This is a genomic window from Kosakonia oryziphila (assembly GCF_900094795.1).
In the GTDB taxonomy this organism is placed as follows: domain Bacteria; phylum Pseudomonadota; class Gammaproteobacteria; order Enterobacterales; family Enterobacteriaceae; genus Kosakonia; species Kosakonia oryziphila.
Map to the genome: position 1 here is coordinate 91,990 of NZ_FMBC01000009.1, position 22,908 is coordinate 114,897.

The 22,908-nt window shown below is 48.2% G+C and carries 22 protein-coding genes and 2 pseudogenes; 8 read left to right on the plus strand and 16 right to left on the minus strand.

From position 1 onward, the window contains the following. Positions 1-7: 7 nt before the first annotated feature. Together GA0061070_RS06410 and GA0061070_RS06415 are read left to right on the plus strand one after the other, a co-directional pair. A complete protein-coding gene (locus tag GA0061070_RS06410; protein WP_090134645.1) occupies positions 8-1,777 on the plus strand; it encodes an ABC transporter permease in 1,770 nt (589 codons plus the stop codon). After that, on the plus strand, positions 1,770-2,852 hold the full coding sequence (locus GA0061070_RS06415) for an ABC transporter ATP-binding protein (protein WP_090134647.1): 1,083 nt from the start codon (positions 1,770-1,772) through the stop codon (positions 2,850-2,852). The genes GA0061070_RS06410 and GA0061070_RS06415 overlap by 8 nt, the downstream gene beginning before the upstream one ends. On the opposite strand, the gene GA0061070_RS06420 is transcribed toward GA0061070_RS06415, so the two are convergent. From GA0061070_RS06420 to GA0061070_RS06435, 4 genes are read right to left on the minus strand one after another with little or no spacing between them, the layout of a single operon-like run. Next, a complete protein-coding gene (locus tag GA0061070_RS06420; RefSeq protein WP_090134649.1) occupies positions 2,841-3,479 on the minus strand; it encodes an NrsF family protein in 639 nt (212 codons plus the stop codon). The two genes, GA0061070_RS06415 and GA0061070_RS06420, sit on opposite strands and share 12 nt — an antisense overlap. Further along, a complete protein-coding gene (locus GA0061070_RS06425; protein WP_090134651.1) occupies positions 3,466-4,017 on the minus strand; it encodes a sigma-70 family RNA polymerase sigma factor in 552 nt (183 codons plus the stop codon). The genes GA0061070_RS06420 and GA0061070_RS06425 overlap by 14 nt, the downstream gene beginning before the upstream one ends. Before the next feature lie 9 nt (positions 4,018-4,026). Next, positions 4,027-5,247: a protein-disulfide reductase DsbD family protein gene (locus GA0061070_RS06430; RefSeq protein ID WP_090134653.1), complete on the minus strand. Its 1,221-nt coding sequence runs from the start codon at positions 5,245-5,247 to the stop codon at positions 4,027-4,029. 34 nt (positions 5,248-5,281) lie between these two features. Next, positions 5,282-5,833 carry a peroxiredoxin gene (locus tag GA0061070_RS06435; protein ID WP_090134655.1) on the minus strand — a complete coding sequence of 184 codons (552 nt, stop codon included), beginning with the start codon at positions 5,831-5,833 and terminating at the stop codon, positions 5,282-5,284. A gap of 111 nt (positions 5,834-5,944) precedes the next feature. Here GA0061070_RS06435 and GA0061070_RS06440 point away from each other — a divergent pair, with 111 nt between their 5' ends. From GA0061070_RS06440 to GA0061070_RS06455, 3 genes are all read left to right on the plus strand, one after another. Further along, positions 5,945-6,163, plus strand: a complete 219-nt coding sequence (locus GA0061070_RS06440) for a CheW domain-containing protein (protein WP_425256039.1) — start codon at positions 5,945-5,947, stop codon at positions 6,161-6,163. Between the two features lie 220 nt (positions 6,164-6,383). Next, complete coding sequence (locus tag GA0061070_RS06445; RefSeq protein WP_090134657.1) at positions 6,384-7,562, plus strand: esterase; 1,179 nt, start codon at positions 6,384-6,386, stop codon at positions 7,560-7,562. 732 nt (positions 7,563-8,294) lie between these two features. Beyond that, positions 8,295-9,809, plus strand: coding sequence for a sensor domain-containing diguanylate cyclase (locus GA0061070_RS06455; protein ID WP_090134661.1), 1,515 nt, complete (start codon positions 8,295-8,297; stop codon positions 9,807-9,809). Between the two features lie 63 nt (positions 9,810-9,872). On the opposite strand, the gene GA0061070_RS06460 is transcribed toward GA0061070_RS06455, so the two are convergent. Next, positions 9,873-11,558: an NAD-dependent malic enzyme gene (locus GA0061070_RS06460; RefSeq protein WP_090134663.1), complete on the minus strand. Its 1,686-nt coding sequence runs from the start codon at positions 11,556-11,558 to the stop codon at positions 9,873-9,875. A 67-nt stretch (positions 11,559-11,625) separates the two neighbouring features. Next, the gene (locus tag GA0061070_RS06465) at positions 11,626-12,567 is read right to left on the minus strand and encodes an AEC family transporter (protein WP_090134665.1); all 942 of its coding nucleotides are present in this window, start codon (positions 12,565-12,567) and stop codon (positions 11,626-11,628) included. A gap of 442 nt (positions 12,568-13,009) precedes the next feature. On the opposite strand from GA0061070_RS06465, the gene GA0061070_RS06470 reads away from it, so the two are divergent. Further along, on the plus strand, positions 13,010-14,341 hold the full coding sequence (locus GA0061070_RS06470; protein ID WP_090134667.1) for a 2-hydroxycarboxylate transporter family protein: 1,332 nt from the start codon (positions 13,010-13,012) through the stop codon (positions 14,339-14,341). A gap of 67 nt (positions 14,342-14,408) precedes the next feature. Here GA0061070_RS06470 and GA0061070_RS06475 read toward each other — a convergent pair. The 9 genes and pseudogenes from GA0061070_RS06475 to GA0061070_RS25115 form a co-directional block, all read right to left on the minus strand. Beyond that, positions 14,409-14,753 (minus strand): annotated as a pseudogene (locus GA0061070_RS06475) (ash family protein); the annotation flags it as partial. Positions 14,754-15,024: 271 nt separating this feature from the next. Then, on the minus strand, positions 15,025-15,450 hold the full coding sequence (locus GA0061070_RS06480) for a hypothetical protein (RefSeq protein WP_090134671.1): 426 nt from the start codon (positions 15,448-15,450) through the stop codon (positions 15,025-15,027). 94 nt (positions 15,451-15,544) lie between these two features. Further along, on the minus strand, positions 15,545-15,853 hold the full coding sequence (locus GA0061070_RS24680) for a hypothetical protein (RefSeq protein ID WP_139109734.1): 309 nt from the start codon (positions 15,851-15,853) through the stop codon (positions 15,545-15,547). A 412-nt stretch (positions 15,854-16,265) separates the two neighbouring features. Continuing rightward, positions 16,266-16,727, minus strand: coding sequence for a DUF943 family protein (locus tag GA0061070_RS06485; protein WP_090134673.1), 462 nt, complete (start codon positions 16,725-16,727; stop codon positions 16,266-16,268). Continuing rightward, complete coding sequence (locus GA0061070_RS06490) at positions 16,711-17,562, minus strand: YPO3983 family protein (RefSeq protein WP_090134675.1); 852 nt, start codon at positions 17,560-17,562, stop codon at positions 16,711-16,713. Before GA0061070_RS06490 ends, GA0061070_RS06485 begins: the two co-directional genes overlap by 17 nt. A gap of 598 nt (positions 17,563-18,160) precedes the next feature. After that, entirely contained in the window at positions 18,161-18,712 is a 552-nt protein-coding gene (locus tag GA0061070_RS06500; RefSeq protein WP_341844370.1) for a DUF3289 family protein, read from the minus strand. Between the two features lie 873 nt (positions 18,713-19,585). Beyond that, positions 19,586-20,050, minus strand: a complete 465-nt coding sequence (locus tag GA0061070_RS06505; RefSeq protein ID WP_090134677.1) for a DUF943 family protein — start codon at positions 20,048-20,050, stop codon at positions 19,586-19,588. Then, on the minus strand, positions 20,034-20,882 hold the full coding sequence (locus tag GA0061070_RS06510; RefSeq protein WP_090134678.1) for a YPO3983 family protein: 849 nt from the start codon (positions 20,880-20,882) through the stop codon (positions 20,034-20,036). Before GA0061070_RS06510 ends, GA0061070_RS06505 begins: the two co-directional genes overlap by 17 nt. 494 nt (positions 20,883-21,376) lie before the next feature. Beyond that, positions 21,377-21,538, minus strand: a pseudogene (locus tag GA0061070_RS25115) (DUF7079 family protein); the annotation flags it as partial. Positions 21,539-21,672: 134 nt separating this feature from the next. Here GA0061070_RS25115 and GA0061070_RS06520 point away from each other — a divergent pair. Continuing rightward, complete coding sequence (locus GA0061070_RS06520) at positions 21,673-22,254, plus strand: glycoside hydrolase family 19 protein (RefSeq protein ID WP_090134687.1); 582 nt, start codon at positions 21,673-21,675, stop codon at positions 22,252-22,254. Then, complete coding sequence (locus GA0061070_RS06525; protein ID WP_090134680.1) at positions 22,251-22,586, plus strand: hypothetical protein; 336 nt, start codon at positions 22,251-22,253, stop codon at positions 22,584-22,586. The genes GA0061070_RS06520 and GA0061070_RS06525 overlap by 4 nt, the downstream gene beginning before the upstream one ends. Positions 22,587-22,605: 19 nt before the next feature. Here the strand turns inward: GA0061070_RS06525 and GA0061070_RS06530 are convergent. Continuing rightward, positions 22,606-22,908, minus strand: a 303-nt coding sequence (locus GA0061070_RS06530; protein WP_139109735.1) for an integrase core domain-containing protein, incomplete at its 5' end; no start/stop codon positions are given.

Below are 22,908 nucleotides of genomic sequence, written 5' to 3' on the forward strand. Positions count from 1 at the left end.
ATTATTTATGAATATCGTGCGCAGAAAATGGCAGGGGTTGCCGCGTGGCGTAACTGTATTAATTACCGCGCTGGTTATTTATATTCCGCTGTTATTTATTGTGGTGCAGAGTTTCCTCTCAGCCCCTTTTTTCGCCCGTAGCAAAGAGTTCAGCCTTGAATCCTTTGCCTTTATTTTTACCGATCCTGATTTTTATCTGGCGCTAAAATCCGGCTTTATTCTGGCTTTCGGGCTGGTGATTATTGCGATTCCACTCGGCGGCATCCTCGCCTTTCTGATGGTACGCACTGATTTGCCGGGGCGTAGGTTTATCGAACCGTTGATTCTGGTACCGATTTTCGTCTCGCCGATGGTGCTTGGTTTTGGCTATGTGGTCGCCGCCGGGCCGGTGGGCTTTTTCTCGCGCTGGGCGGAGGAGCTAATCGGTTTTGTGCCGTGGAACATCTACTCGATGTTCAGCATTGTGGTGATTGCCGGTTTAACCCATGTGCCCCATGCCTATCTTTATATCTCATCGGCATTACGCAGTGTCGGCTCGGATGTCGAAGAAGCGGCGCGCACCGTCGGCGCATCGCCGCTTCAGGTGATGACCGCCGTCAGCCTGCCGATGGTCCGCCCCTCGATGCTGTATGCCTGCGTGCTGCTCTTTTTCCTCGGTCTGGAAGTGTTCGGCCTGATGCTGGTACTCGGCGATCCTGAAGGCAACATGGTACTGGCAACGTATTTATATAAGTTGACCAACAAACTGGGTACACCGTCGTATCACCTGATGGCGGCGGTGGCGGTAGTGTTGATTTGCATCACCATTCCGTTGGTGATGTTGCAGCGCAGATTGATGCGCACCGCCAGCCGTTTCGTCACCATGAAGGGCAAAGCCTCGCAGGCGCGCGCGCTGCCGCTCGGCAAATGGCGCTGGGTGGCGGGAATGGTGGTGATGGCGTGGCTTACCGTTACCATCGGCGTGCCATTGATCGGCGTAGTGCTACGGGCGTTTATCGCCAACTGGGGCGTCGGCGTTTCGCTGTGGGACGAGGTTTCGCTCTCCACGTTTCGCAATATCTGGCAGCAGCCGAACCTGTTGCGCGCCATCGTCAACTCGATGGCCATTGGTGTGATTGGCGGTGCGCTGGCGGTGGTCTGCTATCTGTTCGTCGGCATTGCGATGCACCGCAAGCAGGATAATGTCACACGCTTTCTCGACTATAGCGTGCTGGTGCCACGTGCCGTGCCAGGGCTGCTGGCGGGGCTGGCGTTCTTATGGGTGTTCCTTTTCCTGCCGATGTGGCTGGATCAGTCGCTGAAAAACGGTTGGCTCTCCGGGCTGCCGGTGGCGCAGTGGCTGCGCGACAACCTGGTCGTCTGGCTACGTTCGTTGCGTACCACCATCTTCAGCGTCTGGCTGGCCTATACCGTGGTGTGGATGGCGTATGGTCTGCGCTTGATCTCCTCCACGCTGTTGCAGGTCGGGCCGGAACTGGAAGAGGCTGCACGCAGTACCGGCGCGTCGCGCGGACAGGTAACCCGTCATGTCACGGTGCCGCTGTCGCGCTACGGTTTGATCGGCTCCTGGTTGTTGATGTTCCTGATTTTTGAGCGTGAATACTCAACCGGTGTTTACCTGCTTTCTCCGGGCACTGAAACCATCGGCTCGATGCTGGTGTCGCTGTGGGCGGCGGGCGCGATCGATATCGTCGCTGCGCTGTCGTTTATCAATATTCTGCTGGTGGTCATCGGTCTTGGCGTGGCCCTGCGCTTTGGAGTGAAATTACATGATTGAGCTGGTTGTAGATAATCTGCATCTGACCTATGGTGACAATCCGGTACTGAAAGGCGTCTCCATGCAACTGAAACGAGGAGAAGTCGTTTCGCTGCTCGGCCCTTCCGGTAGCGGTAAAACCACGCTGTTGCGCGCCGTCGCCGGGCTGGAAAAACCGAGCCAGGGGCGCATCACCATTGGCAGCAATGTGGTGTACGACGGCAATCCGCGCAGTGAAGTACCCGCCGAAGAGCGCAATCTGGGGCTGGTGTTCCAGTCTTACGCCTTGTGGCCGCATAAAACGGTATTCGAGAATGTGGCTTATCCGCTTAAACTGCGCAAAGTCGCGTCGGCGGAGATCGCCCAGCGGGTGCAAACGGTGCTGGATCAACTCGGGCTGGGAAAGCTTGGTAAACGCCACCCACATCAACTCTCCGGCGGCCAGCAGCAGCGTGTGGCGATTGGCCGGGCGCTGGTCTATAACCCGCCGGTCATATTGCTGGATGAGCCGCTGTCAAACCTCGACGCCAAGCTGCGCGAGGAGGCGCGGGTATTTCTGCGCGAGCTGATCGTCAAACTTGGTTTATCGGCGCTGATGGTGACGCATGATCAAAATGAAGCAATGGCGATTTCTGACCGCATCCTGCTGCTGAACAATGGTGTTATCGAACAGCAGGGCACACCGCAGGAGATGTACAGTACGCCCTCGACGCTGTTTACCGCTGAATTTATGGGCAGTAATAACCGCTTGCATGGCAATGTCACTGAGGTGGTGGATGGAAAGGCGCGTATTGAAGGCGCGAGTTGGGCGTTGTGGGGCAAGGCCGGGCATGGCGTCGCTGTGGGCCAACCGGCGACGGCAGTGATCCGCGTGGAAAGCTTGCGCTTAAGCGATCAACCGCAGGACAACTCAATGGAACTGCCGATGCTTACCAGCATGTATCTTGGTGACCGCTGGGAATATCTGTTCCACACGCAGGGGGATGATTTTGTGCTGCGCGTTTACGGTACTCAGCCGCGCAGCGAGCAAATTTATCGCCTGGTGCTGCCCGCCGAACAGCTATGGATCTTCCCGAAAAGCGGTTCACCAGGGTAATGCCACCCAGCGGTAACCCAGCGCAATGGTGCCGACGATAATGGTGAAGATCGCAGCGAAATGCGTTAACAGATCCGGCGCACTGATGTGCGCCGGATGGCAGAGCGCCAGCAGCGTCAGCGCCATACAGGCCACACCCACGCCCGCCGCCGCCAGGCTACGCGCCGGGAACGGCGATCGGGTGCGGTGCAGGTAACCAATGACAATCGCCATCATCGGGGCGCTGACCACCACCATAAACAGATAGCAATTCGGCTCTTCAATGCTATCGGCAGACGCCTGCGAGTGGTGCAGATGCAGGTTAATCAGCGTGCTGGCGAACCAGATGCTGAACAGCGGCGCAAACCACTTCCAGCCAAGCGGCTGCTGCCCGGCAATGCTCAGCAAAAAAGCATTACGAATCGCCAGTGTTCCGGCGACAAAGGTCAACAGCAACTGCACGATAACCCACGACGCGCCGCTCTGCGACCAGTCGGTCAGGGTTCTGTTTAGCAACAAGCTGGCGGCAATACCGCACGGTAACGCCGTCGCCAGCCAGGCCATCACGCGCCAGCCCGGTTGCCAGGGGCGTTTTACCGGCGCGATAGAGCGGCTTAATTTCTCAATTAACAGGTCATGATCGGCCATGATGTGCTCCCAACCGACGAAGATTATTCAGGGCGCGATGCAGCAATGACTTCACGGCGGCAACCGTCAGGTTATTATGCGTCGCGGTTTCCGCAAGACTCAACTCCCGCAGATGAACATGCTCAATCACTTGCCGCTGGCGGTCAGGTAGCTGATTCAGCAACGCCGACAGCTCTTCCGGTGCTTGCGACGGCTCGCTGCTGGCTATCAGTAATGATGCGTCCTCACTGTCCACCTCCCGTTGCCAATGGCGACCACGCTTGCGCAGCGCATCGACGGTGCGGGCATGGGCAATCGCCATCAGCCACGGCAGGAAAGGGGCACTGGGATCGTAGGTATGACGCACCCGGTGCACGGTGAGCAGCACATCCTGAATCACATCATCTACCAGTATCTCGTCGGTAATCTGCTTGCGGGCAAGCGTGCGGATCACCGGTACCAGCGCTTTCAGCAGCCGCGTATAAGCCTGCTGGTCGCCTGCCTGCGCAAGCGCCATCAGGCGTGGCCATTCGTCACGCGTTGCCTCACTTTTTTGCATAATCTGCCATTAGGTTTTTTTCCCACTCGCCTGATTCAGCGCATTTACCACGATCGAGGGTGTCAGCACTTGCGGCAGGATCTTCGGCGCGCTGCCGTCTGCCGGGTAGACCACATAGAGCGGCAGGCTGCCCTGGCCCAGTTCGTTGAGCGCGTCATCTATATCCGCATTAAATTTCGTGGAGTCGGCCACCATATAGAGCGTCCCGGTCTGCACCAGCGCGGTTTTTACTGCCTGAGTGGAGAGCGACGTGCGCTCATTAACCTGGCAGGTGATGCACCACGAGGCGGTGAAATCGACAAAGATGGCTTTGCCATGTCCGCGATTCTCCGCCACCGTTTGCGGTGACCATTTCAGCTCGGCAATTTGCGCCGCAGGCAACGCGCTACCGCTTTTCACCACCGAGGGTAGCGGCACAATCGCGGCAATCAGCAGCACCGCCGTAGCGGCAAACAACACTTTATGCTCACGTCCGGCAAAGCGACGCTGTTGCGCCATACCGTACAGCCAGGCGGCAAAGCTCACCACCACCGATGCGGCAAGGATCGCCGCCAGCGCGGTCATTCCTGCCTGCTGCGCCAGCACCCACACCAGCCAGCCGAAAGCGCCGAACATCGGAAACGCCAGCCCGCGCTTGAGCGTATCCATCCACGCGCCGGGGCGCGGTAGCCATTTGCCGAGCGACGGAAACAGCGAAATCAGGCTGAAGGGCGCAGCAAACCCGAGCGCCAGCGCGAAAAATACCGCCAGCGCAACGGCGGGCGGCTGCACTAATGCGTAACCAATCGCGCCCGCCATAAACGGTGCAGCGCAAGGGGTTGCGACAATGATCGCCAGCGCGCCGGTTAGTGCCGCGCGGATAAATGCGCCGCGTTTAACCTCGATCTCTCCGGCGCGTTGCAGGCTGAGACCAACCTCAAACACGCCGAGCAAATTCAGTGCAGCGCCGAGGATCACCAGCGCCAGAAAGGCGATCACCAGCGGCGACTGGAGTTGAAAACCCCAGCCGACCGCCGTTCCGCCCGCACGTAATGCAAGCAGAGCCCCGGCCAGTATCATCATCGTTACCACGGTGCCGAGCAGAAAGCCGAACCCTTCCTGACGGATTTGCGTCGGGCCTTCAGCGTGACGGATTAAGCCCAGCGCTTTCAGCGAGATTACCGGAAACACGCAGGGCATAAAGTTGAGAATAATGCCGCCTGCGAAGGCGGCGAGCATAGCGGTCAACATAGCGATTCTCTGCAAGTCGGAGGGTTACAGCGCATCAGGAATGCGCGTTGGCATACTGTTTCACCGCTTCCATTGTTTTCTGAATATGTGTTTCCGGATTTCTGTCAGTGTAGCTCAGCAGGATCTTGCCATCCGGGGCGATGACAAACGAGGTGCGATCGGAAAGGGTTTTGCCGTTCATCTGCATTAGCGTGTCGTACTGGGCAGCCACTTTCGCACCCGGATCGGCGGTGACGGTAAATTTATCGCGGCACTCCAGCTTTGAGAACTCATCCACTTGATCGGTATTCCCGGCGGTGACGCCAATCACCGTGGCACCGAGTTTTTTGAAATCGTCAGTGGCTTCGGCAAAGGCATGCGCTTCAATGGTGCAGCCTTTACTGAACGCTGCCGGGAAGAAGTAGAGCACCACCGGCCCTTTTTTCAGCGCCTGCTGCAAGGAGAAGGTTAGCGGTTTCCCGGCCAGCGCACCTTGCAGTTGAAAATCCGGGGCTTGTGCTCCTGTGGGCAGGGCGGCGTGGGCATTGGCGATGTTAAGCAGTGCAGCGGCAGTAAGGCTAAGCACGAGTTTTTTTATCGGGGTCATGTTGCGCTCCAGTAGTGTGAGGATCGTTAACGCTCGTAGACAGTTCGCTGGTCACGGGGGAAAAGTTTCGCCGGGCAGAAAATTTTCTCCGCACTTCCGGGTTTCACTTATTTGCGTGGCGTGATTGTGCTGATTGTCGATTTGCGAGTGAAATTCGCCCTCGAATCCGCCAATGTTGATGACAATACCATTGTGATTCTCTTCAGCCTGAACAGCAGTCGCGTGTTGGAGATTGTCGTTGATGGTGCTGTCGCTGGAGGCCGTGCAGATTTAACCTGCGCCGGAATACCGTGGTTGTCAGGACTAAACATTCAGCAAAGCGAATTATAAAGGCAAATATCGGCTGCGATTTCTCATTTCTGAATGAGGATATGCTTATCATGCGGAAATGCTTTTTTGTGATACCGGCATTTATGCGCCGGGTAGCGAACAGGGTAATCTCACCAGCGCTGATGATAAAAACAAACCATTTTCCGCAGGTGTTCAGGCTAAGGTCTGGTAGTAATGCCCGGTCGATAAATCGCATAAATGAGAAAAACGAGGGAGTGATATGAAAAGAAACATCGCTTGTCTGACGTTGGCCATCACCGCTCTGCTGGGCAGCGCGGCTGTTCCGGCTTTTGCTGCGCTCTTTCCGGTGACGCCTGATTTATCGGTGCCGGTCAGTCAGTATGTGACGCAGGTTAACGCCGATAAAAGCATTACCTTTCGCCTTTTTGCGCCAGGCGCAAAACGGGTCTCGGTGATCACGGGTTCCACCCCGGACAGCTATGTTTCACATGATATGAGCAAAGACGCCAGCGGTGTCTGGTCCTGGAAGAGCGGGGCGCTGGCGCCGAACCTCTATGAGTACTATTTCGATATCGATGGCTTCCGCTCGGTGGATACGGGAAGCCGTTTTCAGAAGCCGCAGCGCCAGGTGAATACCAGCCTGATTCTGGTGCCGGGCAGTATTCTCGACGATCGCGCCGTTCCGCATGGCGATCTGTTGACGGTGGCTTATCACTCGAAAGAGTTGGGCTCCGAGCGGCGGGTCTATATCTGGACGCCGCCGGGTTATAACGGAAAAGGTGAGCCGCTGCCGGTGCTCTATTTCTACCACGGTTTTGGCGATACCGGCCTTTCTGCAATCGATCAGGGACGTCTGCCGCAGATCATGGATAACCTGCTGGCTGAAGGGAAAATCAAACCGATGTTGGTCGTGGTTCCGGATACGGAAACCGATATTGTGCAGGCGATCCCGGAAAATTTTCCGCCGAAAGAGCGCCGCAAATCATTTTATCACCTCAATGCCAAAGCGGCAGACCGCGAACTGATGCACGATATTATTCCGTTGGTCGACGCGCGGTTTAACGTACGCAAAGACGCAAGCGGACGCGCGCTGGCAGGGTTGTCGCAAGGGGGATATCAGGCGCTGGTTTCCGGGATGAACCACCTTGACAGCTTCGGCTGGCTGGCGACCTTGAGCGGTGTCACCACCACAACGGTACCTGACGCGGGCGTTAGCGCGCAGTTCACTAAACCCGCGTTGATTAATAAGCAACTGCATAATTTCACCGTTGTTGTCGGCGAAAAGGACTCCGTCACCGGGAAAGACATCGCCGGGCTGAAGAGCGAGCTGGAGAAAGAGGGGATTAAGTTTGATTATAAAGTGTACCCCGGCCTGAACCATGAAATGGATGTCTGGCGTCCGGCGTATGTCGAGTTTGTGCAGAAACTGTTTAAATAAGGTCGTGCGCCACCCAGTTTGCTTATCCTGGATGCGAGGATGAGTGAAGCCTGGTGAATGCCTTCCCGACAATGAACTTACTTCAGCACCATGGTGGTCAGGGGAGATTACCATGGTGTTGGGCTGGAAGTGGCTGGTTTTGCACAGGAAAGTAATGGCGATGCCATTTCTCTGTTTATACCCGTCATACTTCAAGTCGCAGGTGTGTTGGCTTTTTTATTCGGCTCATCCCTGAGCCTTACTCCTTCGGGGCCGCTGCTTACAGTGTTCAAATCTGCTCCCGGCAGATTTGTTGCTCACCCGAATCACTTACCTGAGTAAGCTCATCGGGATTCACTCTCTTGCCGCCTTCCTGCAACTCGGATTATTTTGGATATATAGCGTTAATCCATACTGGTGGGGACGAATCCTTTTAATCATCTTACTATTCAGTAAATTAGACGAAAAAAATGGAATATTTTTCAATTGCGCTGCTGTGCTAACTCCTGTCTGTAAGAAATTATTCTCATTCTTATTTTAATAGTAATAAGATGAATTTATGAATCTTTTATATAACGCTTTATTATTAAGCAAAGCGCAGCTATGCTTGAGGTGTTAATCTTTAAAGTTCAATGAAAAAATGTATTTGCCTGTTGACCCAAACGATTCTCTCCCAGGGTTTATATTTTTAACGATAAAGGTTCTCAGTTATGAAGGCATTTAAGACGTGATTTTGGCTGATGGTAAACCATAATGAAGAAAGAGTTTTTTATTGGGTTGACAATTCTTGCTGTTGTCTTCTTCGTGATGTCGATAATTTTATCCATCAATATCTGGATTACCCGTGTACAGACCATCAACGATCTTAATACCAATGTTTCGAATTTGAGCCATACTCTCAATCTTTATTCTGAGGGCATTATCCGTCAAGGTGAAATGTTCATAGACGATCTTTCGGACATAACGGAAATTTATGGTGAAGAAAAAAATAATATTACCAATATAAGAAAAATTCTTACCAGTCAGAATGAATTGCTGGAACAGATCAATAATGTTGTTATTTATGATGTTAATGGAAATAAGCTCATAGCATTACATGAAAGGATTTATGGCCGGGTCAATAGTGCAGACCGTTTTTTCTTCGTTTATCATCAGAACAATACGTCCAAAAAAATTTTTATTGGCCCTCCGGTAGTCAGCCGGACGAACGGGAAATGGGTGATAACCATCAGTCGCAGACTGGAAGATCACCAGGGCAGGTTTGCCGGTGTCGCCGTTCTCACCCTCAGCATTGAAAATTTCCTTGAAGCGTTTGGCAAGATCGATATTGGGCATGCTGGTGCTATTGCATTAACAAGCGAGTCCGGAATATTGCTGATACGTTATCCTTTTGATGAGAAAAACATTGGTCGGGTTATTTCCGATTCACCGCTTTTTACAACATATCTGAAGAATAGTGATTCCGGCACCGCAAGAAGTGTCTCTCGCTTTGACAATATCCAACGGATGTATGCATTTCAAAAAAATAAACGATATGGATTCGTTACCACTGTCGCCGTGAGTCTCGATGAAGGAATGTTGCCCTGGAAAAAACAATCAGAAATTCTGATTGTGATTGTTGTTTTCTTGATGGGGGGCGCTATAACTTCAGGTTATTTTCTTTTACGGGATATCTACCAGCGGGCGCGCAGCCATCATGAGTTATCAAAAACCACTGAATCACTCATGACAGCAAACAAGAAGTTAAGTGCTATGGCGGCCGAAGATAGTTTAACCGGGCTGGCTAATCGTCGAAAATTCGATGAGGCCTTGCCCCACGAAGTATTACAGTGCGCTGTAAATAATCATTCAATATCTTTGATGCTTATTGACATAGATTATTTTAAAAAATATAACGATAATTACGGGCATTTAGCTGGTGATGACTGTTTACGACAAGTAGCAACATCCATTAAAAAAACAGTAAAAGGTAGTTCTGCGCTGGTTGCCCGATATGGTGGTGAAGAGTTTGTTGTTATTCTTCCTGCAACAGATTTGATCGCGGCAGAAAAGGAAGCCCAAAAACTAATTCAAAATATTTGTCAGGAAAATATCTGTCATGAATATAGCCCGTTCGGAATAGTGACCGTAAGCATTGGTATTGCTTCTGGCCACGGTCTGGCAGTGAAAGGCAAGGAGAGAAAACTTATAGAATTCGCTGATGACGCGCTTTATCGTGCAAAATATGCCGGGCGTAATGGCTTTTTCTCCTCTACGCATCTGTTTTAGTGAATGTTCGAGTGGTCTTGATGAAGGCACGGCAGAGTATTGCTGGCTCTGCCGTGCTGATTTTTAGAAGGATGCGCGTTTGTACGCTTTATAGCGTGCATCCCAGTAGACATTTTCGAGACGTGTTTTTAATTCCTCTTCACTCATCACCGGGCCGACGCCCTCCTGCTGACCTGCATAGGCTACCTGCAGGGCGATGGCTTTCGATACGGTTTCAATGATATCGACAGGTGGCAACAGCCCTCCTTTCTCTGTATTCGCCAGTGGGGAGAATGCAGCAAGGGTTTTGCTGGCCACGCTCAGCATGGAGTCCGTGACGCGAGTTAACTTGCCCGCCAGGATGCCCAGACCCAGCCCCGGGAAAATATACGCATTGTTGCATTGGGCTATTTCGTACGATTTACCCTGATAAAAAACCGGCTCAAAAGGGCTTCCCGTTGCAATGAGCGCGGCTCCCTGCGTCCATTCAATCACGTCACGGGGCTGAGCTTCAGCGCGTGAAGTCGGGTTCGACAACGGCATGACAATGGGGCGGGAACAGTGACGATGCATCTCTTTCACGATTTCTTCGCTGAAAAGACCAGGCTGCCCGGAAACGCCAATCAGTACGTTGGGATGGACATTGCGCACCACGTCCAGCAGAGAAATATTCTCTGCATCGGTATCCCAGTCGGCGATAAGATGACGTGGCGTAACCAGCTTTTGTTGGAAGTCCAGCAAATTAGGCATGTCATCGGTCAACAGGCCAAAGCGATCAATCATAAAAATGTTGTTGCGTGCTTCATCCGGGGTTAGACCGTCGTCGACCATCAAGGCAATGATTTTCTCCGCGATGCCACATCCTGCGGAGCCACTGCCAAGGAAAACCACGCGCAGATCGCGTAAGCGCATTCCCGCAGTCTGCGAGGCGGCAATCAGCGTGCCGGTCGTGACCGCTGCCGTTCCCTGAATATCATCATTAAAACAGCACAACTGGTGGCGGTAACGGTTCAGAAGTTTGGTTGCATTTTTCTGGGCAAAGTCTTCAAATTGCAGGAGAACATTTGGCCAACGCGTTTTGATGGCCTCCACGAACATATCCATAAATTCGATATAGTCGTCGTCACTGATTCGCGGATGGCGCCACCCCATATACAGCGGGTTTTCAAGGTGCTTGCTGTTATTGGTGCCCACATCCAGCATGATAGGCAGCGTCGATGCCGGGTCAATTCCGCCGCAAGCGGTATATAACGAAAGTTTCCCAATTGGGATCCCCATCCCACCGATGCCCTGGTCGCCGAGACCGAGAATGCGTTCTCCATCAGTAACTACAATTACGCGAATATCATTCCGTGAAAAACTTTGCAGCATTTCATCGATGCGGTGCCGGTCCGGCCAGGAGATAAATAACCCTCTGGCGCGGCGATAAATCTCGGAAAAATGCTCACAGGCTTCACCAACTGTTGGCGTGTAGATAATTGGCAAGGTTTCCTGCATATGGCAGCGCAGAAGATTATAAAAAAGTGTCTCGTTGGTGTCCTGAATATTGCGTAAGTAAACATGGCGAGAGATGTCTTTTTTAAAATGACAAAATTGTTGCCATGCGCGTTCTGTTTGCTCTTCAATGGTTTCAACGTTATGCGGTAATAATCCATGCAGATTAAAGGCCAGACGTTCGTCGTCAGTGAATGCCAGCCCTTTATTAAGTAACGGATTTTCCAGTAACACGGCACCATTATAAGGCGTATAAAGCGTTTCTTTGCGTAACATTATTGCTGCTCCTGACTAAATAATAACGGCACGGCTGCCGATGTATCGGGGATAACAGAAAAGAGGCTCAAGAAATCAAATAGATCATTACGCCCTCAGTTAATACGCCGATTGCAGTGCCAATAAGAATGGAAGAGGATGCGGATTCGATATAAGTGTCGCTGCGCAGAGCGAACATGCCCGCAGCGATAGCAGAAGGTGTTGCACCAATAATCACGACCTGCTGCATTAAGGTGTGGCTCAGGCCAAATGTCAGCCCGGCGACTGCCATCATGGCGGGTTGGATCAGATTTTTGATGCTGATATTGGTAAACGTCTGGAGATTCAGCGACGGGCGTTCACCGTAAAACAACAGACCAAGGGCAAACAGCGACAGACCACCGGCAATTTTGCCAACCATCTCAATCGGCGCACTCAGCAGATGCGGTAACTGCACACCGGCCAGGCTCAGCACTACACCGGATACTGGGATCCAGACAATCGGGTTACGTACCGCCTGCAATAAATTCTGCATAATCAGTTTGCCCGGATGTAGCGTTTCGGTGTCGGTACCTTTATCGCCCATGCGGATTAAGATAATGGTCAATGGAATCATTAATACGCTGGTGACTAAGTTGCCAATCAGCACACCTAAAAAGCCTTCCGGCCCAATCAGCACGGCCAGTACCGGCGCGCCAAAATAGGCCATATCAGGAAAAGCGCAAACCAAAGACTGTATTGCACTGGTCTTGATATCATGACGAAAAACGTAACGCGACAGGATCAGCGTCAGTAAGTAAGAACCCATAAGGCCAATCACCAGCACAGCCATAAACGAGAAGTTTTTGATTTTGTCCGGGTTGGTGTTCAGTGCCCCGATAAAAAGATGAAATGGTAATGCAAAGCGAATCACCACCGTCGCTAATACAGTGGCATCCTTACGGTGCGTATATCCTAATTTTCCACTTAGCCACCCTAGTAACATAATAAATACTAAAGGAAATAAAGATTGTAAGAGTAGTGAAGGCATAAAATGTCCTGTTTTGTTTTAATTAAAATAGTTTTCAGGAAGAACTCTATCTATCGTATTTACTTTCAGAGGTGATTAGAATCACAATTCTTACGGTTTAATTAGTTTCAAAAGTAATACTTTAATTAAATGGAAAGGTTGGGGAGCTAAGTTTATATTTTTCCTGGAAGTATTTAATGCATGTGTTCGTGCGCTTACTTTATTTACGAATGGCCTGTTTAAGTTATTTAAATATGAATTACTACGGCACTCACAAATTCAATAAGCAGTAACCAGCGGTCACTTTACATACCGAAGATTATGTTATTTATTCAATCATAACTTTCTGGTAGTAACATTTATTTTATTGGCTTTATTTTTTCAAACATTTAATCCTATTACGAATAACCCAGCGGTTATTCCTGACCCACTGTTAATTATTAATAGCGAATCAGGTGAAATAATGAAAGATAATTCTCTCTCTTCCTCTGTTAACGCATCCCCTGTGGGTGCACAACAATCGCGCCTGCACGGGCTTGAAGTCGGCGCCGTACCCTTACTGCTATTTATCGGCATCGCTTCAGTTGTCGCCATTTCAGCTATCGCAGGTTTATTGCCGAAAAACATGATTGGCGGCCTGGCGGTGATCATGACGCTTGGTTTTGCCCTTGCCAAAATAGGCCGTATTTTGCCGGTGCTAAAGGATATCGGTGGGCCAGCAATATTGTGCCTGATGGTGCCCTCAACACTGGTTTATTTTGGCTTGTTTGAAGCGCATACGTTAGCCACCGTCCATTTGCTAATGAAGGAAGCCAACCTGCTTTATTTTGTCATTGCTTGTCTGGTCGTGGGCAGCATTCTCGGCATGAATCGGGTGATCCTGATCCAGGGCATGATCCGCATGTTCGTACCTTTGGTTGCCGGCACGGTAGCTGCGGTGCTCTCCGGGCTGTTGGTTGGCATATTATTTGGCTACACGCCGTATCACACTTTTTTCTTTATCATTGTGCCGATCATTGGCGGCGGTATTGGCGAAGGCATTTTACCCTTATCGCTGGCCTATTCCGCTATTCTCGGACACAGCCCGGATATTTATGTCGCACAGTTGGTGCCCGCAGCCGTGGTGGGAAATATTTTCGCCATCATCTGCGCGGGTGTACTGGCGCGTATCGGTCTCCGTCGTCCCTCATTAACCGGGAACGGGATGTTGATTCGTAGCGATAAAGATAATCATATTTTTGCCCAGTCCCATGGCCCGCAGCAGACCGATTTCCAGCTTATGGGTGCCGGGTTGCTCCTGATCTGCGCTTTCTTCATTGTCGGTGGGTTATTGGAAAAAGTAGTTCACATTCCAGGGCCCGTTCTGATGATCCTCTTTGCCGTACTGTGTAAGTACGCTCAGGTGATCCCCTCCAGCATGGAGCTGGGTGCACATAGCTGTTATAAGTTTGTCTCTGCGGCATTAGTCTGGCCGCTGATGATTGGGCTTGGCATGCTTTATGTTCCGCTGGAAAGTGTGGTCGCGGTGTTCTCTGTCGGCTACGTTATTGTTTGCGGCTCTGTTGTCATTGCCATGGCGCTCAGCGGTTATTTCATTGCCACAAAGTTAAATATGTATCCGGTCGAGGCGGCTATTGTGACCAGTTGCCATAGTGGCCTGGGCGGCACGGGAGATGTGGCGATCCTCTCGGCATCCAACAGAATGGGATTGATGCCCTTCGCACAAATTGCCACTCGCATTGGTGGTGCCTCAACGGTCATTCTTGCAACTGTGTTGTTAAGCTGGATTGTCTGAACCACAGCCCGCAGTCCGGCTGCGGGCGCCCGGCGCGATAAACCGCAGCGAATACAAAGATAAATTACGGGTGTGACAGGGTGAGGGTTGTAGCCATAGTGGCAACCTCCTTGAAGTAACGGTTAATGCTACCACCGGAGCTGCAAATCTCATGGGTGGTAGCCCGGACGGGGTTTGCAGTACCGGACTTCAAGGAAACCGGCCAGCCCGAAGGCTGCCCCGCCCGGGCCACCATTAACTGACAAAGGGAGTGGTGAAACACCACAGCCAGAAACAGGTGTGCCAGAGCCGCGACATAAAAAAACACGCTCGGCGCGTGTTGTGTCGCCTTGAAGTTAAACGGGCTGCAAATCCCGGCTGCCGATTTTGCGACAGCCGGGAAACTATACGTGCAAACGGCGAGCAGAAGCAGGGCTGAAAGCGACGTTTATCGAGAAGGCTCGATAAATGAAATATTTGCGACGGAAGGTTTGATGAGTTTTCGGTGAGGAAAATCTGGCGATTAAAAGGCTAGTATAGATCTAAAAAGGAAAGGTTGGGTTTGGCGTAATACTTACACACGTTGCTAATGAAAACATTACTACCATCGCGGTATGTTAATCGACGGGGAGCAGGTCACAATCAATTATGAAGTGTATCAATCAATAGAGTACTGGTCTGCCAACATAAACGTGGGTCTCAGTTCAATCACCATTAAACCCCTCTTTACTGAGCGTGATTTCTGATTGTGTTTTATCATTAGTAATGAAGAATGCAGGAGTTACCTTGCCGGGTTGCTCCCATCTCTCTTCAGAGCCTTCTGATGATACCTGTTGGTAACCGAGTTGCTGAAGGTACTGTCTCAACACTGAAATATCAGTGGCATCAGAAAAAACGACAGCACTGATTTCAGGCTTACCTCCATCCTGAGCACGAAACAGAAAGTGGTAACTATTGGTTATCTTTGGTGCATTACGGATGTCAGCATCGGTATAAAAGTAATATGCCCATAGATTATTTTTAGTAAAGCCAGAATGATTTTCTGCCTTTTTCTGCATACTGCAATCAAATAATAAAAAGGCAATAAATACAACTATGATGACGGCAATTAATCTTTTAATGTATTTCAATCTATTCTCACTCCATTAATAACATTTACGATGTTGGCTCTATCAATAATACGTACGGTATCAGAATTAAATCCTGTAAATGGAGTGACTCTGGTCATGAAGTCTGGTAAGTTAGCTTTATAAGGATTGTGAGGTGCTGTTTTATTTTGCGGGTCGGGGAGAGTAAAGGGCGGAATCCTCTGTTTTTATAGTTTCCTGTAGGTCCATAATAATCCCAACGCCTTAATGCCGCTTCTTTACTTACTGCGCGGAGTTTTGGCCAGTAGTTCTCGGGAATAATAGCTTTGTAGAAACCGAGTAAATCTGAAACTAAATCTTCACCACTGAATCCACTATCTGTATACCAGCTAAAAAAAGGCATGCTTTGCCAGTTTTCGAAGGCAATGGCTGTTTGCATCATCATGGCAAGTAATATGTTGTACTGTTCTTGAAGTGTTCTGCCATGTTTTATATTCCAGCGACAATATCTCCCTGTTGTGCTCTTAATGCTCTTTAATTTGTTAATAACTGATGATTTTATTTAATAGTTATTTATCCAGTTTTTGTGCCTTTTTACAAAGGAACGATTATCACTGTGATATGTTTTTAATATAGGTTTTTTCTTAAATGTCACTCCCCGCTACGCTTTCTCAGCCCAAAAAGACCGGCATCTGCCGGTCAGGGGGTTAATTAGCTGTGGGTTTATCACACTTAGGCAGCCAGTCGGCGTTGCCGCCTTTCTCTCCATCGAGACTATCCCGACGGTTCTGCTTGGGTGGTACAAAGCGGGGAAGGCAGGATGGTTTTACCGCTGCCCCCACGCGAGGAAAGGCGCTTTATTCACGTTTAAGTTTAACTATTTTTCCGTCTTTTATGTGATATTCGCCATCGGATACTGTAAATATAGTCCCCCTGTTTTTGCTATTGCTAATCGAAAAAACTCTATTTTTATCGATGCAGTTTATTTCTGTTTTCATATCATCAAAGCAGAGTCTGTCATAACCATCCGTTTTTTTGTAACCTTCTCCGAATAACCAAAATATAATAACGAAATATCCATCTTGTTCTGGTTTAGGAATGTTATATTTTTCTTTCAAAATGTCTTTATTTTCCAACCACCAGTTGATTTTACCCTTATTCGTAATGGGGAAGTCTTTTACTAAAATGTCAATATTACTTCCATCCTCATGAACCGCAACTATGTCCACTGGGCGTAGTGATAGCCAAAGCCAGTAACCAAGCAATACGCAGATGGTCAAGGTGAGCAAGGCAATAGTTTTTTTATTTTTCGTTCTCATTGCGGGTTCCGGTGATTTCTATAGTGGCTTCCATATTGGTCATAAATGGCCTGAAACCAAACTGATTATAACGCTGGAGTACAAACCAGATACGGAAAAATCGGAACTGGTTAAACTTAAACTTTGAAATATCATCAACGTCCAGGCCAAAGTGATCCTGAATCTGGTAATGCACCACCGCCCGGTAACGATTATTATCAATCTGTAGCGATTTTATTGTGATATGGGTAGCCCAGGTATCATGGACGGTGATACCCATGCCGTTAAAGTTATCCTGGAATCTGTCGAATTTAGGCAGTTTTCCTTTAAGGATAGCTTTGCGTAACTTATCTTTATTTTTTACCGGATAAATTTTATTTTCCCTGTCTATATTATCTTTGAGTGCCGCTTGTAACAGTAGCCTCGTACTGTTATCTGAATCGTTATCTCGAATAATATGCTCTCTTAGTGCTGAATCGAGGTACATACTGCGAAAGGGTGCACCGTTGGCTCTCTGCATATGGGTGATCATCTGTTTAATAAGATGGCTGTAAGGGCCATAAACAGAGAAAGCCTGTGACAGATGGCGGAATTCATCAAACAAGATATTGGTGCATTGCTGCCGGCTGATCTTTTCCCCTTCTCCACGGGAACCATGAAACATCGACTGCGGCTGGCTGAACGGAGTAATTTTCGTCAAGGTGTAAGGGTTGGCTTTGGTAGAGACATCCAGCAAATGATAATGCGTTTTTAATTGTGCTTCGGTTAAATCTCCACAGCGCATATCTTTCGCGCCGTAGTCGTCCATCCGGTTTTGGGTTTGAAAAATCGTGCAGGGAAACGCCAGTGCGGCCATCGTGATACATTCCTTGTGTAACCCGTCCGTTGAGGTCTTTACAGGGAATAATACGCGGAGACTGGCGGGAGTGTAAATCATACACTAATTCTGCCCGTAATTTTTTACAGATTCCGGGCAGGGTGATCTGATTATGCGCCAGGATATCAGCCCATCAGTTTGATAAAGGCATTGGTCACATTAATCGCGGTGCCTGTCCCAGCGTTAGCCGTAGTGCCTGAAACAGAATGCGAGTGTGCACTAATAGCGACTGTGGGCTTTTGGCAAGGCAGGTAAGCACAACAAGGCCAGAAACAAAAAGCGTAGGTAGCCCCGTTTCCGTTTTTTCTGCCTGTGGACAGGGGCTTTTTACCCATATTAGTAAGTAAAATCATTTGATTACGATATTATGGACAGAAGGACAGGCCGGAAGACCTAAAAAAGCATACAGGAAATAGAAAACATGCTTTTTTATGTAGTAATGGTTTTTGGTAGTACGCATTTTTGCAGTACAGGTTAATTACTACTAAACATACTACCCAAAGTTTGCGAGTTAAAATGATACTAAACGAATGTTAAAAGCATTAAAAAAGCCCTAACTCTTTATAATTAGGGCTTTTTATTTTCGATAGTTAGAGAACGCTATCGAGCTGGCGGAGTCTGAATTGGCGATGGTACTAAAAACCGGAGGGACTACACAGTCAATAAACGTATTAAATGCTTTCTCTAACCGCAATCGCGTACTGTTCTCTGTCGAATTATCTCTGAGAATTTGCTCCTTCAAAGCACTGTCCAGGTGCATACTGGTGAACGGTTTGCCATTATCGTACTGCATATGGGTGATCATCTTTTCGATCAGGTGTTTGTATGGGCCATAAATCGAGAACAGGCGCGATAAATCGCGGAACTCATCAAACAGGATCGCAGTGCACTGCTGGCGGGTAATTTTCTCACCCTCTCCACGGGAGCCATAAAACATAGATTGAGGCTGATTAAACGGGGTGATTTTCGTCAGGGTATAAGGATTGGCCCTGGTTGAAACATCTACCAGTCGGTATTGGGATTTTAACTGTGATTCTGATAAATCCCCACAGCGCATATCTTTAGCGCTGTAGTCGTCCATCCGGTTTTGCGTGGTGAATATAGTACAGGGAAACTGTAGTGCGGCCATCGTGATACATTCCTCGTCCGTTGAGGTCTTTACAGGGAATAATACGCGGAGACTGGCGGGAGTGTAAATCATACACTAATCCTGCCCGTAATTTTTACAGATTCCGGGCAGGGTGATCTGATTATGCGCCAGGATATCAGCCCATCAGTTTGATAAAGGCATTGGTCACATTAATCGCGGTGCCTGTCCCTAGTGCCTGAAACAGAATGCGAGTGTGCACTAATAGCGACTGTGGGCTTTTGGCAAAGCAGGTAAGCACAACAAGGCCAGAAACAAAAAGCGTAGATAGCCCCGTCCCCGTTTTTTCTGCCTGTGGACAGGGTCTTTTTACCCATAATTAGTAAGTAAAATCATTTGATTACGATATTATGGGCAGAAGGACAGGCCGGAAGACCTAAAAAAGCATATAGGAAATAGAAAACATGCTTTTTTATGTAGTAATGGTTTTTGGTAGTACGCATTTTTGCAGTACAGGTTAATTACTACTAAACATACTACTCAAAGTTTGCGAGTTAAAATGATACTAAACGAATGCTAAAGGCATTAAAAAGGCCCTAACTCTTTATAATTAGGGCTTTTTATTTTATTTTCGATAGTTAGAGAACGCTATCGAGCTGGCGGAGTCTGAATTGGCGATGGTACTAAAAACCGGAGGGACTACACCACAACGTGCGATTACGTTAGAATGTGGAGCGTGTCAAATCGACGATTTTATGGGGAATGGCATTACCAAAAGGAGTTGAGGCAGGCGGTAAGGCGTTGCCGCTTTTCTCCCTATAGGGATAGCCTCTTTGGCATTTTGCTACTTCCGCCTGGTCGGGCAAGCCGTGGAACGGGGATGATTTTATTGTTGTCTCTACGCGAGGGGCGCAATTATTTATATCTGGTTTTTACCATCTCACCACTTTTTTTTACTCGATATATTCCGTTATCGGCCCAAAAAGTCATACCGGTATTTTTACCGTTTTTAACAAACATGAAAGAGTTTTTATCAATACAGTTTTTTGGTGGTTTCATATCTTTAAAACAAAGCCTGTCGTAACCATCAGTTTCTTTGTAGCCATCTCCGAAATCCCAAAAAATGACAGTAAAAGATCCATCTGAATCTGGTCTGGGGATACCATATTTTTCTTTTAACATATCCTTGTTTTTGAGCCACCAATCTATTTTCATTTTATCAGTGAAAGGAAACGTTTTAACTAAAACAGAACTAAAATTTCCATCTTCATGAACCGCAACGATTTCCACTGGGCGTAGATATATCCGGATAACGTAAGCGAGCAGAGCACAGCCAATCAGAAGGAGGACGAAGAGCTTCTTTTTATTTCTGATCATCATTACGTTCCCCGGAAATTTCAATTGTGGCTTCAATATTTGTCATGAAGGGCTTGAAACTAAACTGATTGAATCGCTGGAGCACAAACCATATACGGAAAAAACGGAACTGATTGAACTTGAATTTTGAAATGTCGTCAACATCAAGGCCAAAGTGATCCTGAACTTTGTAATGTAAAACTGCACGGTAGCGATTATTATTAATCTGTAAGGACTTTATGGTGATATGCGTCGCCCAGGTATCGTGAACGGTTATCCCCATACCGTTAAAGTTATCCTGGAATCTGTCGAATTTTGGTAATTTACCTTGAAGGATAGCCGCTCTTAGAGCATCTTTTTTATCCGTTGGAATGTATTGTTGTTCCCAGTTAATGCTGTTTTTAAGTACATCTTCCAGCAAAAGACGGGTGCTGTTTCTCGTCCTGTCATTAAGAACATGCTCCTTTAAAGCCCTGTCCAACGCCATATCACGAAAGGGGGGGCCGTTGCCGTTCTGCATGTGGGTGATCATCTTTTCGATCAGATAGCTGTAAGGTCCATATACCGAAAAAAGGCGGGAGAGCTGGCGGAACTCATCAAACAGGATCGCAGTGCACTGCTGGCGGGTAATTTTCTCACCCTCTCCACGGGAGCCATAAAACATAGATTGAGGCTGATTGAACGGAGTGATCTTTGTTAATGTGTAGGGGTTGGCCCTGGTGGAAACGTCCACCAGCCCGTATTGAGATTTTAACTGTGCTTCGGTCAAATCGCCGCAGCGCATATCTTTAGCGCCGTAGTCGTCCATCCGGTTTTGCGTGGTGAATATAGTACAGGGAAACTGTAGTGCGGCCATCGTGATACATTCCTTGTGTAACCCGTCCGTTGAGGTCTTTACAGGGAATAATACGCGGAGACTGGCGGGAGTGTAAATCATACACTAATTCTGCCCGTAATTTTTTACAGATTCCGGGCAGGGTGATCTGATTATGCGCTACGATATCAGCCCATCAGTTTGATAAAGGCATTGGTCACATTAATCGCGGGGCCTGTCCCTAGTGCCTGAAACAGAATGCGAGTATGCACTAATAGCGACTGTAGGCTTTTGGCAAGGCAGGTAAGCACAACAAGGCCAGAAACAAAAAGCGTAGATAGCCCCGTCCCCGTTTTTTCTGCCTGTGGACAGGGTCTTTTTACTCATATTAGTAAGTAAAATCATTTGATTACGATATTATGGGCAGAAGGACAGGCCGGAAGACCTAAAAAAGCATATAGGGAATAGAAAACATGCTTTTTTATGTAGTAATGGTTTTTGGTAGTACGCATTTTTGCAGTACAGGTTAATTACTACTCCAGAATCATAAAGATCGCTTCCCGGCTGAGCCCGGATTCCTTTAACACCTTAGCCATCCATCGATAGTCATAGTCCTGGAGTTCCCGACCGGTGAAAAGCTCCGATAAGGCGTGCCAGACAGTAATGCTGTTTGCTTGATCGTTATCTGTCAGTTGCATGTTCGCACCTCCCGACGCTGAAAAATAAGAGGATAAGAATTTTCCTGGATTGTAAATGAAAGCAAAAAATGGCTGCCAAATGCTCAATCGCGGTAGTTAAAATGATTATGGGATATAAGAAAAGGAAAAGGCAAATGGTTGATATCACAGCAGAGATGCTTTGGAATATAGCCAGGCATTATCGGCATATAGAAAGCCTGCTAAATTCACAGCATTACAATGTTCATGCCATAGCACCACATTTGAACCAATGGTTTACCTTTTATGGAATAAATACAGAATTAAGAGCCGCTCATTTTATAGCGCAATCTTGTGTTGAAACTGCAAACTTTTCCAGATTAACCGAAGTTCCAGGAGATGGTGGTAGAGAATATGATGCAGGAACGCGGATAGGACGTAATTTAGGTAATACAGAAGTAGGTGATGGTCCAAAATTTATAGGTCGTGGGTTATTACATCTGACAGGTAGAGAAAATTGTACGAATTTCGGAAGTCAGTTTGAGAAAGATTACGTAACCGATCCCACTATAGTTGCAAGGAACCCATATGTTGCCGTTAAGGCAGCGTGTTATTATTGGGATCTCAGGCATGTGAATGCGGCAGCAGACAGGGATGACGTAAATAAAGTAACCCTTCTCGTGAACGGTGGCTATAACGGTCTCGAAGAAAGGAAAAGGGCGTTGATAAGAACAAAGAGAGAGCTTGGAATAATATGAAAGTATCAACTGGCATTCTAACATTATTATTGTGTTCTATAACTTTTCCGTCTTTGGCTGCTGCGAAACAGTCTGAGTTAACTTGTAAAGCTCAGGCAATAACAGAAGCAAATAAACTGCTGGCTTTTTATCGGGACAACGATGACAGGGCTGAGGTTGATAAAGACGTAACTGCATTAGCGAAGATGCAAAATCCGGAAAATAAATCGCAGTATTATGATGTGTTACAGACATGGGGTTATATCTACAAAGGCAAGTATCGTATGAGATTCATCTTTTTCAATGACTGTACGCTCATGGGAGAGGAAATTTTAGAGTATGCTAATCCTTAGTATTGTAAATAGACCCGTTTTAGTTCCATGCATTTTTTGAGATCCCGGCCAAATAATGGTGCTGTCGATACTCCTCCGGCGTCATATTGTTCAGTGATTCATGAGGGCGTTCACAGTTATATTCTGACACCCATCTTTCCGTGATTTCCCGCACTTCATTCAGCGTTCTGAACAGATAAAAATCGAGTATTTCTGTACGGTATGTTCGGTTAAAGCGCTCAATAAAAGCGTTCTGCGTCGGCTTACCCGGCTGGATAAACTCCAGTTTTACTGCATGTTGCTCTGCCCATTCAGCCAGTGCAAGTGAGATAAATTCCGGACC